Annotated in this window: 17 protein-coding genes; 10 read left to right on the top strand and 7 right to left on the bottom strand. The window is 50.7% G+C overall.

Features of this window, described 5'->3' with window-relative positions; translation table 11 throughout:
• The first annotated feature begins 9 nt into the window (after window positions 1-9).
• The 7 genes from G535_RS0110615 (at window position 10) to G535_RS0110585 (ending at window position 10,053) form a co-directional block, all read left to right on the top strand.
• A complete protein-coding gene (locus G535_RS0110615; protein WP_026862037.1) occupies window positions 10-798 on the top strand; it encodes an enoyl-CoA hydratase-related protein in 789 nt (262 codons plus the stop codon).
• Entirely contained in the window at window positions 795-2,765 is a 1,971-nt protein-coding gene (locus tag G535_RS0110610) for an acetyl-CoA carboxylase biotin carboxylase subunit (protein WP_026862036.1), read from the top strand. Before G535_RS0110615 ends, G535_RS0110610 begins: the two co-directional genes overlap by 4 nt.
• The gene (locus tag G535_RS0110605; RefSeq protein ID WP_026862035.1) at window positions 2,762-3,664 is read left to right on the top strand and encodes a hydroxymethylglutaryl-CoA lyase; all 903 of its coding nucleotides are present in this window, start codon (window positions 2,762-2,764) and stop codon (window positions 3,662-3,664) included. The genes G535_RS0110610 and G535_RS0110605 overlap by 4 nt, the downstream gene beginning before the upstream one ends.
• A gap of 16 nt (window positions 3,665-3,680) precedes the next feature.
• Window positions 3,681-5,630, top strand: coding sequence for an acetoacetate--CoA ligase (locus G535_RS0110600; protein ID WP_026862034.1), 1,950 nt, complete (start codon window positions 3,681-3,683; stop codon window positions 5,628-5,630).
• A 2-nt stretch (window positions 5,631-5,632) separates the two neighbouring features.
• Window positions 5,633-7,855, top strand: coding sequence for a putative bifunctional diguanylate cyclase/phosphodiesterase (locus G535_RS0110595; RefSeq protein WP_026862033.1), 2,223 nt, complete (start codon window positions 5,633-5,635; stop codon window positions 7,853-7,855).
• Between the two features lie 28 nt (window positions 7,856-7,883).
• Window positions 7,884-9,527 carry an electron transfer flavoprotein-ubiquinone oxidoreductase gene (locus G535_RS0110590; RefSeq protein ID WP_026862032.1) on the top strand — a complete coding sequence of 548 codons (1,644 nt, stop codon included), beginning with the start codon at window positions 7,884-7,886 and terminating at the stop codon, window positions 9,525-9,527.
• A gap of 121 nt (window positions 9,528-9,648) precedes the next feature.
• Window positions 9,649-10,053: an H-NS family histone-like protein gene (locus tag G535_RS0110585; protein WP_026862031.1), complete on the top strand. Its 405-nt coding sequence runs from the start codon at window positions 9,649-9,651 to the stop codon at window positions 10,051-10,053.
• Between the two features lie 55 nt (window positions 10,054-10,108).
• Here G535_RS0110585 and G535_RS0110580 read toward each other — a convergent pair whose 3' ends face one another.
• The gene (locus tag G535_RS0110580; protein ID WP_026862030.1) at window positions 10,109-10,753 is read right to left on the bottom strand and encodes a hypothetical protein; all 645 of its coding nucleotides are present in this window, start codon (window positions 10,751-10,753) and stop codon (window positions 10,109-10,111) included.
• A 270-nt stretch (window positions 10,754-11,023) separates the two neighbouring features.
• Here G535_RS0110580 and tsaA point away from each other — a divergent pair, with 270 nt between their 5' ends.
• Window positions 11,024-11,731 carry a tRNA (N6-threonylcarbamoyladenosine(37)-N6)-methyltransferase TrmO gene (gene tsaA, locus G535_RS0110575; protein ID WP_026862029.1) on the top strand — a complete coding sequence of 236 codons (708 nt, stop codon included), beginning with the start codon at window positions 11,024-11,026 and terminating at the stop codon, window positions 11,729-11,731.
• Window positions 11,732-11,807: 76 nt separating this feature from the next.
• A complete protein-coding gene (locus tag G535_RS0110570) occupies window positions 11,808-13,517 on the top strand; it encodes a proline--tRNA ligase (RefSeq protein ID WP_026862028.1) in 1,710 nt (569 codons plus the stop codon).
• Window positions 13,518-13,558: 41 nt separating this feature from the next.
• On the opposite strand, the gene G535_RS0110565 is transcribed toward G535_RS0110570, so the two are convergent.
• The 4 genes from G535_RS0110565 to G535_RS0110550 all read right to left on the bottom strand — a co-directional run bounded on the left by G535_RS0110565 (window position 13,559) and on the right by G535_RS0110550 (window position 16,491).
• Entirely contained in the window at window positions 13,559-14,179 is a 621-nt protein-coding gene (locus G535_RS0110565; protein ID WP_051207151.1) for a DUF6988 family protein, read from the bottom strand.
• Between the two features lie 26 nt (window positions 14,180-14,205).
• Entirely contained in the window at window positions 14,206-14,514 is a 309-nt protein-coding gene (locus G535_RS13945; protein ID WP_126775137.1) for a hypothetical protein, read from the bottom strand.
• Window positions 14,515-14,688: 174 nt separating this feature from the next.
• On the bottom strand, window positions 14,689-15,174 hold the full coding sequence (gpt, locus tag G535_RS0110555) for a xanthine phosphoribosyltransferase (RefSeq protein ID WP_026862025.1): 486 nt from the start codon (window positions 15,172-15,174) through the stop codon (window positions 14,689-14,691).
• 6 nt (window positions 15,175-15,180) lie between these two features.
• Window positions 15,181-16,491 carry an NCS2 family permease gene (locus tag G535_RS0110550; protein WP_034728438.1) on the bottom strand — a complete coding sequence of 437 codons (1,311 nt, stop codon included), beginning with the start codon at window positions 16,489-16,491 and terminating at the stop codon, window positions 15,181-15,183.
• A gap of 129 nt (window positions 16,492-16,620) precedes the next feature.
• Between G535_RS0110550 and G535_RS0110545 the strand changes: the two genes are divergently transcribed.
• Entirely contained in the window at window positions 16,621-16,941 is a 321-nt protein-coding gene (locus tag G535_RS0110545; protein ID WP_026862023.1) for a 2Fe-2S iron-sulfur cluster-binding protein, read from the top strand.
• A 21-nt stretch (window positions 16,942-16,962) separates the two neighbouring features.
• On the opposite strand, the gene G535_RS0110540 is transcribed toward G535_RS0110545, so the two are convergent.
• Window positions 16,963-18,093 (bottom strand): ATP-NAD kinase family protein, encoded by a 1,131-nt coding sequence (locus G535_RS0110540; RefSeq protein ID WP_026862022.1) that lies wholly within the window; start codon window positions 18,091-18,093, stop codon window positions 16,963-16,965.
• A complete protein-coding gene (locus G535_RS0110535; RefSeq protein ID WP_026862021.1) occupies window positions 18,090-18,614 on the bottom strand; it encodes an elongation factor P hydroxylase in 525 nt (174 codons plus the stop codon). The genes G535_RS0110540 and G535_RS0110535 overlap by 4 nt, the downstream gene beginning before the upstream one ends.
• Window positions 18,615-18,617: the final 3 nt, after the last annotated feature.

The following is an 18,617-nucleotide window of genomic DNA, read 5'->3' as shown; positions in this document are numbered from 1 at the left end:
GGAGGCTCTATGTCGTATCGTTATATTACCCTTACCATCGCGCAACAGGTGGCAACCTTGACGTTGAATCGTCCTGAAGTGCACAACGCCTTTGACGATGTCATGATTGCCGAACTGTTGGATGCCTTGGCGCAAGTCGAGCGTGATGACAGCGCCCGTGTACTGGTACTGCGCTCGAAGGGGCGCAACTTTTCAGCAGGGGCAGATCTCGGTTGGATGCGTTCGATGGCTGAGAAGAATTATGATGAGAATATTGCCGACGCTGGTGAGCTCGCGCAGCTCATGGCGCAGCTCGACACGCTCAGCAAACCCACCATCGCAGTAGTGCAAGGTGCGGCCTTCGGCGGGGCTGTTGGTCTCGCCGCCTGTAGCGATATTGTTATCGCCGAGCCCGGCGCGAGTTTTTGTTTAAGCGAAGTCAAAATTGGCCTCATTCCAGCCGTCATTAGCCCCTACGTGATGCGCGCCATTGGTGCCCGTCAATCACGTCGTTACATGCTCACCGCCGAGCGCTTCGATGCCGAACAAGCGCAAGCAATGGGGTTGGTACACAGCATTAGTAGCGATACAGACAGCTGCTTAGAGGATTTTCTGGCGGCGTTTCACGCCAACAGCCCTGCTGCCGTGAGCGCTTGTAAGGAACTCATTGCTGCCGTGGAACAACAACCTGATGTGCACGCGCAACAACAGCTTACCATTGAGCGTATCGCTCACATCCGCGTCTCGGCGGAAGGCCAAGAAGGCCTGTCCGCATTTCTTGAGAAACGCCGTCCGCATTGGATTAAGGACTCGCAATGATCAACAAATTGCTAATTGCCAACCGTGGCGAGATTGCTTGCCGCATCATCCGTACCGCACAAGCCATGGGGATCAGTACCGTAGCTGTTTACTCCGATGCTGATGCCAATGCCCAGCATGTACAACACGCGGACGAAAGTATTCATATTGGTCCCGCTGCCAGCGCTGACAGCTACTTGGTGGTTGAGAAAATTATCGCGGCGGCAAAAACGACTGGCGCTGATGCCATTCACCCTGGCTATGGTTTTTTATCTGAAAACGAAACTTTTGCTGACGCATGTGCCGCAAATAACCTGATTTTTGTCGGCCCACCGACCAGCGCCATTGCCGCGATGGGCTCAAAAAGCGCCGCGAAAGCCATCATGAGTGACGCCAAGGTGCCTTTAGTGCCCGGCTACCATGGTGAAGCGCAAGATCGTGAACTGCTTGCCGCTGAAGCCAATGCGATCGGTTACCCCGTCCTGCTGAAAGCAGCCTACGGTGGTGGCGGCAAAGGCATGCGTGTGGTCGAACAGAGCAACGACTTTAACGACGCCTTGGCCTCAGCGAAACGCGAAGCAAAAGCTGCTTTTGGCAACGATAAAATGTTGGTGGAAAAGTACATCACCCGCCCCCGTCATGTTGAAATTCAAGTGTTTTGCGATAGTCACGGCAATGCTGTTTATCTAGCTGAGCGTGATTGCTCGGTCCAGCGTCGCCACCAAAAGGTGATTGAAGAAGCTCCGGCCCCAATGCTCAGTGAAAGCACACGCCAAGCCATGGGAGAAGCTGCCATTCGCGCCGCCCAAGCCATTGATTATGTTGGTGCAGGTACCGTCGAGTTCTTACTGGATACCGACAACAGCTTCTACTTTATGGAAATGAACACGCGCCTGCAGGTCGAGCACCCAGTTACCGAGATGGTGACCGGCCAAGATTTGGTGGAATGGCAACTGCGTGTTGCCAGTGGCGAAGTACTGCCACTCACGCAAGACCAAATTCAGTTGCGCGGCCATGCCTTTGAAGCACGGATTTACGCGGAAGACCCTGATCATGATTTCTTGCCAAGCACCGGCGTACTGCACCACTTACGTACCCCAGCGACCGACGCCCATGTACGTATTGATAGCGGTGTCATTGAAGGTGACGAAGTTAGTACGTTCTATGATCCAATGATCGCCAAGCTGGTGGTGTGGGGCGAAGACCGCACCATCGCCCTGCGCCGATTGTTGCGCGCTCTTGATGATTATCGTATTGCTGGCGTGCGCACCAACATCGATTTCTTGCGCAAAATTGGCCGTCATCAAGACTTTCAGCAGGCAGAACTGACGACCCGTTTTATCGAAACCCACGAAGCGGCTCTGTTTGCCACCTTAAGCGACGCTGAGATCAATGATTACGCCGTACTGGCATGTTTAGCAGAGAACTTGATTGAGCAGCCAAACAGCACCTCGGTGTGGCAACACGCGCGCAACTTCCGCCTCAACCAGCCCGCCTGTTTCAGTTTGCAGTTGCAGCATGGCGAGCGTGAGCTGACGGTTGCCCTAACCCGCCGCGGCAACGCTTGGCAAAGTAACTTTGACGACAGCCGTTGGCACGCCAGCCTCGACGGCGATCGCCTCACAGTGTCCCGAAACGGCCATCAGTTCAGTGTCTATGTGATGGCCACTGCACATGACATCACCGTTATGTCGGAGCAGGCAAGCGTGCGTTTTGCGCGCCACTTAGTGGCCGATACCTTAAGCCAAACCGCCACTGAAGGCAGTATGGCAGCACCGATGAACGGCACTATTGTCGAGGTATTGGTGGCTGCCGGTGACACGGTTGAAGCAGATCAAGCCTTGGTTATCATGGAAGCGATGAAGATGGAATACACCATTCGCGCCGCTCATGCGGGTACTGTTGAGCAAGTATTCTACGCCGCCGGCGACTTAGTCAGTGATGGTGCCGAACTACTCACCTTGCAAGCAGACGAGGCAAACGCATGAGCAACGCGATCAAGTTAGTTGAAGTCGGTCCACGTGACGGCTTGCAAAATGAGCAAGCCGTACCCACGGCGGCTAAGATTCAGTTGGTGAATGATCTCGCAGAAGCTGGCGTAAACTACATTGAAACCGGCGCCTTTGTGAGTCCTAAGTGGGTGCCACAAATGGCTGACAGCGGTGAGGTATTCGCTGGCATCGCGCGTCACCCCGGCGTGACCTATGCCGCACTCACACCAAACCTTAAAGGTTTTGAAGCAGCATTGGCGGCAGAGGCTAACGAAGTCGCGATCTTTGGTGCCGCCTCAGAAGCTTTTAGCCAAAAAAACATCAACTGCTCCATCGCTGCAAGCCTTGAACGCTTTGCCCCAGTGATTGAAGCTGCGCGCGCGGCGAACCTGCCCGTACGCGGTTATGTCAGTTGTGTCCTAGGGTGTCCTTACGAGGGCGAGATTGCCCCTGAACAGGTCGCTTGGGTGGCCGAAAAACTCTATCAAATGGGTTGTTACGAGATCTCGTTAGGCGATACCATCGGGGTCGGCACCCCAAGCAAAGCACAACGCATGCTTGAGGCAGTTGCCAGCCAGGTGCCGATGCAGCACCTCGCCTTGCACTTTCACAATACCTACGGTCAAGCACTAGCGAATATCGCCAGCTGCCTGCCCATGGGGGTACGGACCATTGATAGCGCTGTGGCAGGCCTTGGCGGCTGCCCTTACGCGAAAGGAGCAAGCGGCAACGTAGCCAGTGAAGATGTGGTCTACATGCTTGATGGAATGGGCTACACTACCGGCATCGACTTAGCGCGTCTGATCGACGCTGGTGCGGCCATTTGTCGTACCCTCGGACACGCACCACGTTCTAACGTGGCCAATGCGGAATTGGCAAAACAGCAGCACGCTTAAGCGCAGGAGCCCAAGAATGACAACAACACAACTGTGGCAACCCTCAGCAGAACAAATTCAACAAGCGCGCATGAGCGACTTCTTACAGCGCGTCAACCAGCAGTTCGGGTTGGGGCTGGCGAATTACCACGACTTGCATCAATGGTCGGTGCAGCATAGTGCCGATTTCTGGCGTTACTTATGGGACTATTTCGACGTCATCGGAGTACCTGGCAATACCGTCGTTACCGATGCCGACAAACTTCCTGGAGCGCAGTGGTTTCCTGAGGCGACGCTGAACTTCGCCGAGAACTTATTACGCTACAACGACAACCACACAGCGCTGATTTTCCGCGGTGAAAATGGTGCTCGACAAGCCATCAGTTATCAGGAATTGCACCGCCAAGTCGCCCTCGTTGCCGCGCACTTGCGAGCGCTTGGAGTTGGCAAAGGTGATCGTGTTGCCGCAATGATGCCGAATTGTTGTGAGACCATTGTGGCGATGCTGGCCACCACTTCACTTGGGGCGATTTGGTCGTCGTGTTCGCCTGATTTTGGTGTCCAAGGTGTGCTCGATCGGTTCGGTCAAATTAGTCCAAAAGTATTTTTAACCGTCGATGGGTATTACTACAACGGCAAGACCCTCGCTATCAGTGAAAAAACCAATGCCATTCGGGCAGAACTGACGTCGCTGGAGCATACCTTGCTGGTGAACTTTGCCGACACAGGTGCGGTACTTCCGACGCAAAGCAGTTGGTGGCACGAGGTGATTTCAGACCATCACCCTACCCCAGCGCTCACTTTTACACCGATGGCCTTTAACGATCCGCTCTACATCATGTTTAGCTCGGGTACCACTGGGGTGCCCAAGTGTATTGTCCATGGCGTTGGCGGCACCTTGTTGCAACACCTCAAAGAACACGGTCTACATACCGACATCGACCGCGATGATGTGCTGTTCTATTTTACCACCTGCGGTTGGATGATGTGGAACTGGCTGGTCTCGGGACTGGCACAAGGCACGACCTTGGTATTGTTTGACGGCTCACCGTTTTATCCAGCGCCTGACATTTTGTGGGACATCGCTGACGAAGAACAGATTTCGGTCTTTGGTACCAGTGCTAAGTACCTTTCAGCACTGGAGAAAGCTGATAGTAAACCGGCTCAAAGTCATCAACTTAAAGCGTTACGCGCCATTTTAACCACCGGCTCAGTACTTGCGCCTGAAAGCTTTGACTACGTGTACCGTGAGATTAAATCCGATCTTTGTTTGTCGTCGATTTCGGGCGGTACGGATATTGTGTCGTGTTTTGCTCTCGGCTGCCCCATTTTGCCGGTGTATCGCGGTGAGTTGCAGTGCCGAGGCCTTGGTCTTGACGTGCAAGTTTTCAATGCACAAGGCGAAGCTGTGCTACGCGAAAAAGGTGAGCTAGTCTGCCGCAATAGTTTCCCTTGCATGCCGCTAGGCTTTTGGCACGATGACGATGGCGAGCGGTACTTCCAAGCCTACTTCGCGCGCTTCGACAACATCTGGGCCCATGGTGACTATGCCGAGCTGACCGAGCATGACGGTGTCATCATCTATGGTCGCTCCGATGCCGTGCTTAACCCCGGTGGGGTCCGCATTGGTACCGCCGAGATTTACCGGCAAGTGGAAAAAGTTGATGCGGTACTGGAAAGCATCGCGGTCGGCCAACGTTGGCAAGACGATGAGCGTGTCGTGCTGTTTGTCCGCTTACGTGACGGACTTGTGTTGGATGATGAGCTGCAACAACAGATTCGTCGTACCATTCGCGCCAATGCCACGCCACGTCATGTGCCAGCGGTCATTGCGCAGGTGACGGACATTCCGCGCACCATCAGTGGCAAAATAGTAGAACTGGCGGTACGTCAGATGATCCACGGTGAAACCGTGAAAAACACCGACGCACTGGCCAACCCTGAAGCCTTGTCACAATTCGCCAACCGACCGGAGCTTGAGGTTTAAGTATGGATACACGGCGCTGGCGCTTACTGCGGAGATTACTGGTTATTGCGGTCGTGGGGGTATTGCTCACCATCGTTTCCACCCGCTTTATTCTCAGCGCCGAGGAAGCCACCATTCGTGAACGTCTTAGCGAAGATACACGGCAATTGGAACACCAGTTCCGGCAAATGATGTTGAACTACGCCTTTGCCGCCGAGTGGAGCGCGAGAAACCTTGAACGTGACCCATCAGCAACGCTCGATAGTCTTGATGAAGAAGCAACCACGTTGTTTTTATACTATCCGTCGTTACGCCGATTGTTAGTGCTTGACGACAACTTTCGCACCCTTGAACAACGCAATAATCGCCGTGCTGACGAGCTTGCGGAGCAACTCTTTACGGAAACCTTGATCGCGACGAAACTGCGCACCTATCCAGATCTACCGCATGCCTTAAGCGCGCCGGCGGAGCTGTTTTCACATTCTGAAGTCGATATCGTCTTTGGCGTTAACTTCACCGCCCAAGAACGCGTCAGTCATCTCATCTTCGTAATTGACGTGTATCGATTGCTTGATGCACTCGTGCGCAGTGAATTGGCCGAAGGCTATCAAGTTGAGATTACCATGCCAGATAGCGACACTGCGATTTACCGTTTTGCCGGCAATGATGAACTCCGCCAAGAATGGGGCTCCAAACAGCCACTAAAATTTGCATCGAACCAATGGCAAATCGAGTTATGGCCAACGCGTGAGCGTCTTGAACAAATGTACTCAGTGAGCTCTGAATTGGTCTTCTTCGGCGGCCTTTTGCTTACCCTTGGCGGCCTCTTTTTAGGCTGGCGTTCAGACAATTTGCACCGGCGCCTTCTCAGTGCAAAACAGCAGGTGAAGGATGCCGAGCAACAGTTACAAAAAATGCACGCCACGGAAGCGCAGTTGGTATTTCTCTCCGATCATGATGCGCTTACTGAGCTGCCAAACCGCAATGGTCTGGTACATTACCTTACCGAACAGTTACCTAAAGCCGCCGAACGCCATCAACAACTGACCCTCATCATTCTCAGTATTGATGCCTTTCGCGAGCTCAACCATGCGCTCGGCCACCCCATCGGGGATGAAATTGTCAAACGCATCGCCATGCGGATCCGCAAACAGCTCCCGAACCATAGTTATTTGGCCCGCACCTCAATCGACACCTTTGCCGTGGTCTATCATCATCACGATGAACCTCTCACCACCGCAGAGCAACTGGCGCACCAACTACTTGAGGCAATTAGTCCCCAGCTGTTTATCGAGCAACATGAAATTTATTGCTCCGCTTCAGTCGGCATTGTCAGCGCCGGTGACGCGTCCTACGATATTGATGGCTTATTGCATAATGCGGATACCGCGCTCTATCGCGCCAAGCAACAGGGCTTTTTTGGCATCGAGCGCTACCACGCCGGGCAGCAATATGAACTGCGCCAACGCAAAGAAAAACTGCTCGCCTTACGTGAAGCTTTAGAGCAACAGCAGCTAGAACTGCACTATCAACCCATCGTCCATTTGCGTGACCACAGTGCGCAAGCGGTGGAAGGTCTGTTGCGCTGGCGCATCCAACCGAATGAATTTGTGCAACCCGATGCGTTTTTAGGGCTAATGGAACAAACTGGGCTGATTTTTTCACTCACTGAATTCATTATTAAAACAGCCTGCCAACAACTCAAAACCTTGCAGGAGCAATTGCAACGACCACTGTTGCTTGGCATTAACTTGTCCCTACGACAACTAACCATGCCGGAGATCGCCGAGCTGTTATCGCAGCACCTGAAACGTGCTCAGCTCGCGCCCGAACACTTACAAATTGAAGTGGATGAGCAGGTCTACCTGCAACTATGTGGCAGTCATCAACGTACGGTGGCGGATTTAAAGAAATCCTCGTTACGCCTGTGTGTTACGGTCTCTAGTGTCAGCAGTGAACTGCTGCGGGCGATGCGCAACTGCCCTCCTCAAGCCTTTAAGATTGCACCTGAATTACTCGCTGATGTCCCCGAACAAGCCGTGCAAAAAGAACTGGTTGAAAGTATTATTCGACTGGCGCACCACAGTAATGTGCAAGTGATTGGCGTGGCCGTTGAGAACCAGCAACAAGTCGACTTTTTGAAACAACGCAACTGTGTGCTAGCGCAAGGACGTTTTTTAGCACCTGTGTTACCCCCAGAACAACTCGGCGAGCAACTCGCTCAGCCGTTTGCAGATCGCAGCTAAGCACTGCATCGCTATAAAGGAGTCCAATATGCAACGCGAAAGCATGGAATTTGATGTCGTTATCGTTGGCGCAGGCCCTGCAGGCCTCTCAAGTGCCATTAAACTCGCCCAATTGGCGCAAGCACAAGAACAAGAGCTGATGATCTGTGTGGTCGAGAAAGGCTCTGAAGTCGGTGCCCATATTCTCTCCGGTGCGGTCTTTGAACCGCGTGCACTGAACGAACTTTTTCCCGACTGGAAAGAGCGCGGCGCACCACTGAAAACGGCGGTGACTGACGATCATATTTTCTACTTTAACGATGCCACCTCGGCCCGTCGGCTGCCTAACTTCATGGTGCCAAAAACCTTGCATAACCAAGGCAACTACATTGCCAGTATGGGGAATCTGTGCCGTTGGCTCGCGGAGCAAGCGGAAAGCCTAGGTGTTGAGATCTTCCCTGGTTTCCCTGCCGCGGATGTCATCATTGAAGACGGTAAAGTCGCCGGGATCATTACCGGTGACATGGGTGTTGGCGCCAACGGCGAGCCTAAAGATAGTTTTGAGCCAGGTATGGAGCTACGCGCAAAATACACCGTCTTTGCCGAAGGCTGCCGAGGCCATTTAGGCAAGCGTCTGCAAGCCGAGTTTAATCTTAATGATGAACGCTCGCCGCAACACTACGGCATTGGCTTTAAAGAGATTTGGGATATTCCTGCTGAACATCATCAAGAAGGCCTCGTGGTACACAGCGCGGGCTGGCCATTGAATGATAACGCCACCGGCGGTGGCTACTTGTACCACGCTGAAGACGGACAGGTTTACGTGGGCTTAATTGTCGATCTGAACTATGCCAACCCTTATGTGAACCCGTTCCAAGAATTTCAGCGTTTTAAAACGCATCCAGAGATTGCAAAAGTGTTGCAACACGGCAAGCGTGTCACCTATGGCGCACGTGCTATCGCCAAAGGCGGTTTGTACTCACTGCCGAAAATGACTTTCCCGGGCGGTGTGTTAGCAGGCTGTAATGCTGGCACCTTAAACGTGGCCAAAATCAAAGGGAACCATGCTGCGATGAAATCTGGCATCTTGGCCGCAGAAACCATTTTTGAGGCGATAAAGGCCGGTGAAAGCCACTCTGACCTAATTCAGTTTGACGAGCATTTCAAAGCATCTTGGCTCTATGATGAATTATATCGGTCACGTAATTTCGGACCAGCAATTCATAAATTCGGCACTTGGTTTGGCGGCGCATATAATACGCTGGATCAGAATTGGTTTGGCGGTAAATTACCTTTCACCATTAAAGATAATAAAGCTGATTACGCCTGCACAAATAAAGCATCAAATTATGCAACAATTAATTATCCTAAACCGGATAATAAATTAACATTTGATCGTTTATCTTCCGTGTATTTATCAAATACAAATCACGAAGAAGATCAGCCATGTCATTTAAAATTAAAAGACGCTGCTATCCCGTTAACGGTGAATCTGCCTGAATACGCAGAGCCCGCGCAGCGCTACTGCCCTGCCGGTGTTTATGAAGTGGTTGAAGAGAACGGTGAGAACGTTTTCAAAATTAACTCGCAAAACTGTATTCACTGTAAAACCTGCGATATTAAAGATCCAAGTCAGAATATCACTTGGGTCACACCTGAAGGAACAGGTGGTCCAAATTACCCGAATATGTAAAAAACTTTTCTCAATTCCTAATTAGGATGTAAGATAAAGCCGACGACAAATTAATATTGTCGCCGGCTTTTATTTTAGCTTTAATTCAAATACCCCTTCCTTAAACAATTAGGAACTATATATGAGTGAATTTCTAGATATCCTCACGCACGGACGCCGTCTCAAAGCTGCGGTAAAGGATTTATCTATCGATGAATTAAAAGAAGTTGAACAAAAATTGGCAAAAGTGATTGCGGACCGCGAAGAAGAAGAAGCGGAATTGCGCCAATTAGAAGCTGAGAAAAAACGTAAAATTGAAGAATTCCGTCAAGCCATGGCAGAAGCTGGAATTGATGCTGAAGAATTGTTAGATGGTAGCGTCGTAAGTCAGGACAAACCGAAACGCAAACGCGCACCAAAGCCACCTAAGTATGCTATTGAAAGCAACGGTGAACGTATTACCTGGACCGGCCAAGGGCGTATGCCAAATGCGTTGAAACACGCAATCGAAAACGGCACGCCATTAACTGCGTTTTTGATCAAGTAAAGAAAAAAGGCGACGCACTGAACCTGCGCCGCCTTTTCTTTGGTTAGTAATGCGGTTATTTGATACGTACGGTGATATCACCAATGCCGGTATCAATATTAATGCGCGCATCACCTTTACCCTTCGCGCGACTTGAAGCACTGATAAATGCCCGGTCATTTGAGTTTTCTTCCGCGCCTGACACATGGGTGTCGCCAATACCGACGTCTGTCTTCACTGAATCGACATCGCCATAGACCTCAAGGTCAATATCACCAATACCGAGATTGATATCCATATCGCTGGCATACACATCTCCAGCAATTTGGCCGACGCCTAAATCAACATTCAACTCAGCAATACGTGGTACCCGAATCACCCATTGCAACGTTACTCCGTCTTGCTCGGGAACAGTTAACACTAATCGATCGCCATCCTGTTCGGCATTTAACTCCACCGCTTCAAGGTTGGCTTTACCAAACCACTTCTTTTCGCTTGGCTTGGCGATCATTTCTACTTCAATGCTATCGTCTGAGCTGCGTTCAAAGGTCACCGAACCCACGCCAAACTCTAATTTGAATGCTGTGTCATCATTGACACTATAGGTCGCATTGAACTCACGTTCACCAGCATTAGCGGTGCTGGCAAAAGGCACACTCATTGCCGTTACTGAGGCAATTAACATTAAAGCTGAAACCCAAACCGATTGTTGGCGTGTCATGGGAACTACTCCTTTCGTTGTTCATTATTCGTTAGTTGTTCTTTGTGATTCGTTGTGTCTTATGACGCTGCAAGTGTTGATAAGGTTGACAACGATGTTTTTAATCTTCTTTAAACCTTATGCAGGAGCCATGCCAACTTTTACAAAGCCATATAAATCAATACGTTATATAAAAACATACTGAGCAAGGATGTTGCTAACGTTGGTAAAATTCACAAAATTATGTTGAAATTCACCAATCTCACCTCAACTCGAATAGCGCTTCTGACCATGCAACATGTGATCCAAGCTATAGGAACGATTCACTCGCCCTACCCGCAGAAATTTGCCATTCCCCGACAACCGGGACTGGTCACCGCGGCCACCGCGCAGATTGAGCTCACTGGCGCTTATGGCCACCCAGATACGACGCGTGGACTGCAGGGCTTTAGCCATATTTGGGTCAGCTTCTTATTTCACCAGAACTTGGCGCAAGGTTGGCAAGCCTTGGTACGTCCGCCGCGCTTGGGCGGCAATGAAAAGGTTGGCGTGTTCGCCAGTCGTTCGACCTTTCGTCCCAATGGCATCGGTTTATCGGTAGTGAAACTCTTAAGTATTGAACAAGGTAACGGTGGTACCCTGCTCCACGTGCAAGGCGGTGACTGGGTCGATGGCACCCCGGTGCTGGATATTAAGCCCTATCTACCTTACGTCGATGCAGTACCCGATGCGTTGGGCGGCTATGCAAACAGTGCGCCTGACGCAGCCATGACCGTGCATTTCAGCGCCCAAGCGCAGCAGCAACTGATGCACTTGGGTGAGCAATACCCGCAACTCGCACTGTTGATTGAACAAGTTTTACAGCAAGACCCTCGTCCGGCATACCACAAAGCCAAAAGCAGTGATAAAGTCTACGGCATGCAACTGTTCGATTTAAATATTCAATGGCAGGTGCGTGATCACGAAAATCACGTGGTAAACATCAGTAAAGGCTTTTGACCAAGCCGCGCTACTGATAGAATTCCGCTTAATCAACGCATTTCGCATCAACATGGCATAAGGAATTTTGGAAACCATGCGTACCAGTCACTATTTGTTGGGCACATTGAAAGAAACCCCTGCTGACGCAGAAGTTATTAGTCATCAACTCATGCTGCGCGCTGGGATGATCCGTAAAGTCGCTTCAGGTCTCTATACGTGGACGCCCAGTGGCTTGCGCGTGCTGCGTAAGGTTGAGGCCGTGGTGCGTGAAGAGATGGAACGCGCAGGCTCGCTTGAAGTGTTAATGCCGATGGTACAACCGGCAGATCTTTGGGAAGAATCAGGTCGCTGGGAAGATTACGGCCCTGAACTTCTACGTTTGAAAGATCGCCATCAACGTGACTTTGTCCTCGGTCCAACCCACGAAGAAGTTATCTCAGAATTGGTACGTAAAGAAGTCAGCAGCTATAAGCAGTTACCGCTGAACTTGTTCCAAATCCAAACCAAATTCCGCGACGAAATTCGTCCGCGTTTTGGGGTCATGCGTGCGCGTGAGTTCATCATGAAAGATGCTTACTCATTCCACCTCGACCAAGCAAGCTTGCAAGAAAGCTACGATAGCATGCATGCCGCCTACTGCCGTATTTTCGAGCGCTTGGGTCTAGATTACCGTCCTGTTATTGCTGATACCGGCTCGATCGGTGGTAGCTCGTCACATGAATTCCATGTGCTAGCATCTTCTGGTGAAGATGATATCGCCTTCTCGGACAGCTCAGACTACGCAGCTAACGTTGAAATGGCAGAAGCAGTGGCGCCGGCGGGTGAACGCCCAACAGCAACGGCCGCGATGGAAAAAGTTGCCACCCCGAATGCGAAAACCATCGACGCTTTAGTGGAACAGTTTGGTCTTGAGATTACCCAAACGGTCAAAACCTTGATCGTGCACGGTGCTGAAGAAGGTAAATTGGTCGCACTGATGGTCCGTGGCGATCACACCTTGAACGAAATTAAAGCGGCAAAACTTCCACAAGTGGCAAGCCCACTTGAATTCGCTAGTGACGAAGCTATTCGAGCTGCGGTAGGCGCTGGTCCAGGCTCACTTGGTCCAGTTAACTTGCCAATGGACATCATTGTCGATCGCAGTGTTGCGGTGATGGCAGACTTTGGTGCTGGTGCCAACGAAGATGGCTTCCACTTCTTCAACATCAATTGGGAACGTGACGTTGCCCTGCCAGAAGTTGCCGATTTACGTAACGTTGTCGAAGGCGATCCTAGCCCATGTGGCCAAGGTAGCTTACTGATCAAACGTGGCATCGAAGTCGGTCACATCTTCCAGCTCGGTAAAAAGTACTCTGACGCGATGAAGGTTGGCGTACTAACCGACAGCGGGAAACACGAAACCTTAATGATGGGTTGTTACGGTATTGGTGTGTCGCGTATCGTCGCAGCTGCTGTTGAGCAAAACCACGATCAATACGGCATTACTTGGCCAGACGCCCTCGCCCCGTTCCAAGTGGCCATTGTGCCAATGAACATGCACAAATCTGCGCGTGTACAAGAAGTTGCTGAACAACTTTATGCGGAGCTTAAAGCCGCTGGCATTGATGTGTTATTTGACGACCGTAAAGAGCGCCCAGGCGTGATGTTTGCCGATATGGAATTGGTCGGTATTCCGCATCAAATCGTCATCGGTGAGCGTAACCTCGATGAACAAGCGGTTGAATACAAACACCGTAAGTCTGGCGACAAAACTAAAATCGCCATCAGCGACGTTGTTGCCACAGTGCAAAAAGCACTCGCCTAACCGCTACCCCAACGAAAAAGCCGAGCACAAGCTCGGCTTTTTTAACTGCGCTGCGGACCAAAACAGTCTGGATACTTTGCAGCAACGCTGTGAATTCTTTTTTGTATACCCTCGACACCGCTCAGCAACCCAATATTTATGAAGGCCAACAAAGCAATATTATTACTTCCCTTCAATAACTGCTCATAAAGCTGCTCAGGTACACTAAGTTGCGTCCAAACCACACTCTGATGACCTGAGTGCACAAACGAGTTAAGGAATGACCACGAACTCCCTTTAAACTCACGCAAACTGACCATAAGATGCGCTAAATGGGGAGACTCGTCTAATTGCTCTAACATCTTGCTTAACATGGGTAATTTGCTACTTGACGAGTCCATTAAAGTTTCAAGAGGCGGTGAAAGTTTCTTTACCTGATCATCCGTCGCAACATGGAACGCCCACACACTGCGTACGATACTTTCAAATTGCGCGCGTAAAAGTACAGCTCCTGCAACAAAATGCTTTTGCTGAGCCAGCACAAAAATCGATTGATTCAATTGCAGTACGTTGTACGAGAGGGCTAAACTTACATCAATCCTCTTTGAAGATTGATGATTAAGTCCCTCAATGACATCGTACAGCTCTGAGAATAATTGCTGAACACGCGTCACTTCCATCATGAACTCTCTTCACTCGGGTTAAACCTCTAGCGCACGCGCCGTAAGGTGCCAAACTCGCTTGCAAACGTACTGTTGTTGACTCGCGTAAAACGAACCGAGTGGCCTTCCGCAATACCACTCTCATACGTAACGTAGATATCGTTCCCATCATGCCGATACGAAACGTTACTGATAATTCCCATCGATTCTTCCGTAGTTTCAGTGTAAATGACAGTCATCGGTATCAGTCCTCCCTCAAGGCGCCACTTCCCTTCAAGAGGGCCTGGTCCCGAGGGACTACATGCAGAAAGACCAAACATCATCGACACCAAAATGAAGACATAAAAAGGTTTCACACAGCTCTCCTTGTTCGTCATTAAAGTCGGTTTCTTCATCATCAAATAGCGCATATCTCATCCCTTTCAGGATACTAAAATACAACTTACATACTTAATCACAACAAAAATATAAAGCAACAAAAAAGCCGGGACACAGCCCGGCTTCTCAAGAACTAAGTGACTCGTGCGGAATTAGTTATCTTGTCCGGCGAGTGGTTCTACGTAGTGCAAGTGCATGTCCCATGGGAAATGAATCCAGGTTTCCTGCTCGAGATCAGCGACGTAATCGTTGACCAGATCCATACCGGCCGGCTTGGCATAGACCGTAATGAATTTTGCTTTTGGCAAACGTTGACGCAAAAACTTCAAGGTATTGCCGGTGTCGACCAAGTCATCAATAACTAAGAAGCCTTCACCGTCGTCGGTACAGTGCACGTCTTTTAAAAGTGTCACCTTGTCACGCTGGCTGTCGTGATCATAGGAGCTGACACAGACGCTTTCGACCAAACGAATGTTGAGCTCGCGCGCGACAATGGCCGCAGGCACTAAACCGCCGCGACTTACCGCAATAATGCCCTGCCACTGTTCGGCCGGCAATTGGCGCCGGGCGAGCTCTTTTGTTGCACGATGCAGTTCTTCCCAAGAAACGAAAAATTCGCGATTTGTATGCCATCCCATGATGTCTTACCCCAACCAAATAAATTTAGCGACAAAGAGCGCGGCCAGAATGACCACACTCCAATTCAATTCGTGATAGCGCCCACCAAGAGCTTTGATCATCACAAAGCTAATAAAGCCGAGCGCAATGCCGTCAGCAATCGAGTACGTTAGCGGTGTCATCAACAACACCACAGCGACCGGCGCAGCTTCGGTAATATCGTCCCAGTTCACTGATTTTAACGTGAACAACATTAACACCGAAACATAAATAATCGCTCCAGCGGTAGCATAGTTCGGCACCATTTTTGCCAGTGGCGCGAAAAATATCGCTAAGACAAATAACAGTCCAACCACCACCGCAGTGAGGCCAGTTTTACCACCAGAAGCAACACCCGAGGCGGATTCGATATAGCTGGTCGTGGTCGAAGTACCCAACATCGACCCTGCCACCGAAGCTGTTGAGTCCGCCATCAAAGCGCGCTCAAGACGTGGTAACTTGCCATTTTTATCAGTGATCCCTGCGCGCTGAGCCACCGCCATCAAAGTGCCTGAGGTATCAAACAAATCAACAAACAAGAATGCAAAAATAACGCTCAACATGGCCACATTAAACGCACCAGCGATGTCGAGTTGCATAAAGGTCGGCGCTAGACTTGGCGGTGCAGAGACAATGCCGGTGTAGGCAACATCGCCAAACAGCCAACCAAGGAAGGTGATAAATAAAATACTGAGTAGCGCCGCCCCTTGGATCTGACGCGCCACCAAGCCAATGATCAAAAAGAAACCTAGGCTTGCCAGCACCACCGACAAACTCGTCATGTCACCCAAAGTAACAAGGGTTTGATCATGCCCAACAATAATACCGGCGTTTTGTAAGCCAATCAGCGCTAAGAACGCACCAATACCGGCGGCGATTGCAAGGCGTAAGGTTGGCGGTATGGAATTAATAATCCACGCGCGCACCTTAAAGGCTGATAAAACAAAGAAAATAATGCCAGAAAAGAACACTGCGCCCAAGGCTACTTGCCATGTATAACCCATGCCAATCACCACGCTATGGGTAAACATAGCATTCAAGCCCATCCCTGGCGCTAAGGCGACCGGATAGTTTGCCCAGACGCCCATAATTAAACAGCCGATACCAGCTGCTAAACAGGTCGCCACAAACACCGCACCGTAATCCATTCCGGTCAGGGCGAGAATTGATGGGTTGATGAAAATAATGTAGGCCATGGTCAGGAACGTTGTTGCCCCGCCAATCACCTCAGCTTTTACCGAGCTTCCTTGCGCTTTGATTTTAAAAAGCTTTTCTAAAAAGGTATCAAAGCCACTCACCAGTTGTGTGCTCCAGCTGCAAAAAAGTGGCGGTAGTTTACCTGAACAAGGGGCGATTTGCATAAATTTACCGCGTAAAACTATGGTAGAATCGTTGTGAAAAAATCACGTCACAATGAAGGAGATAGCATGCCACGCGCGATTTACATTGATGCGAAAGGTAATCAGTTTGAAGCCGATATTCCAGTAGGACAAAACCTGATGGAAGGTGCCGTGGACAACATGATCGATGGTATTCTTGGTGAGTGTGGTGGCGTTATGGCTTGCGCGACCTGCCATGTTTATGTGGCGAAAGAGTGGCAAGATAAACTCCCACCCGCGAGCGAACGCGAAGATGACATGATTGATATGGCGATTGAGCCAGAAGAGAACAGTCGTTTAAGCTGCCAAATTGAGATGACTGAAGAACTCGACGGCATTACCGTCTACTTACCGCGTTCGCAATTCTAACCGCTCGACAACGTCGATGCGTTACGGCGCATCGACCTGCACAAAGACTTCATCATGATAGCCCGTAGTGACCCGCATGAGTCCACATAAGCTATCATCCACCATCGGATCACCACTATCGACCAGCAGCGGCTTGCCTTCGAGATGTTGTAGTTTACGTTTGGTGGCGATGACCTGAATATTTTGCTTACCTAAGTGCGCTAACAGCCGACTACTCAACTGTTGGTTCCCTCGACCAAAAATATGTCCTTGTCCGCCTATTACCGTCACGATCAAATGCGCTGCTTGGCCTTCATCGATCACCCACTGTTCAAGCTGTCGGGCGGTAACATCAGCGGCCACAAGTTCACCATTTTTAACTACGTCAACGCCAAGTAAGGTATTCGGCAACCCCAGCTCGTCCATCACCGCCGCAACGGTTGAGCCTGAGCCCATGATGTACAGCACATCGTCTTCCATGCGCTCGACCACATCAGCCGCAATGTCCGCCAACACCATTTCATCGCTTTCACGGCCGCCCATTTTTACCGCTTGCACAAACCGCAATTCTTCCGGCACTAGCATTTCACCGTAACGTTTGGCGCGCACAGTACCCTGCCGAAAGGCAACCTCATCGATGTCCATTACATCGGCATGCGTCACCGTTGCAAGTTCGCCGCGGACCAATTGCGCGACCACTTTACCTGCCGCGCGAGGGCTAACCGCGTACACCCCCGAGTGGATCTTTACCCCAGCGGGCACGCCCAAAACTGGTTGATCTTCGGCAACCACCGCGTAGACATCGCGCGCGGTCCCATCGCCCCCGGCGAACAATACGAGGTCAACCTGATGTTGCTCGCACAGGCATTGCACCAAAGCTTGGGTATCGGCGGCGGTCGAAATACTATGCTGATGATAGACCACCTCACAGTCGAGTCCTGCCAGTTCACAACTTTGTGCGCCAAGACCAGCGCTACCAGTGTAAATCGTCAGTTGATCGGCAACTTCCCGTAACTCTTGCAACGCGTACGCAGCACGTTGCGGCGCTTTTGCTTCTGCCCCGAGCTGTTGCGCCAAGGCCGCTGTTTCAGCACCATCACTGCCCTTTAAGGCGACACTGCCGCCTAGACCGGCGAGTGGATTGACCACTAAACCTAAACGAAAGGTACTCATGCTGCTCCTCGTAACTGTTCAGCCTGCGGCCAAGGTTGCTGATAATAGTTGGCAAGCGCTCGCGCAAAACGTTCGGCCCGCGCTGGGACGCCTTCGCGCAGATAGCATTGCAATTGCGCACGCACCTTAGCCGTGAAGGCCGCGCGATCCACTGCAACACCATTGAGATTATCGACACTCACCTGAAACGGCACGCCAGCACACAATGAAAACAACCATTCCAATGCTTGGGGCTTCACTTCTACCTGTTCAAATTGAGCTTGTTGCTGGGCATTACGGCCATCGGGTTCGTACCAATAGCCATAATCCTCGAGCAATCGGCGCTGCTCACCGGCAATGCACCAATGCGCAATTTCATGCAAGGCTGAGGCGAAGAAGCCATGGGCAAAAATAATTTGGTGATCGCCATCGGCGTTGCTGGCAGGACGGTACAACGGCTCATCGTCACCCGCCACAAGACGGGTGCGATAGCGTGCATAAAAACATTCAGAAAAAAGTTTGATCAGGGGTTGGTACGACATAAC

Origin of the sequence: Pseudidiomarina sediminum DSM 21906, from assembly GCF_000423165.1 — a bacterium.
Lineage (GTDB): Bacteria > Pseudomonadota > Gammaproteobacteria > Enterobacterales > Alteromonadaceae > Pseudidiomarina > Pseudidiomarina sediminum.
This window is presented reverse-complemented; position numbering and strand designations above follow the sequence as displayed.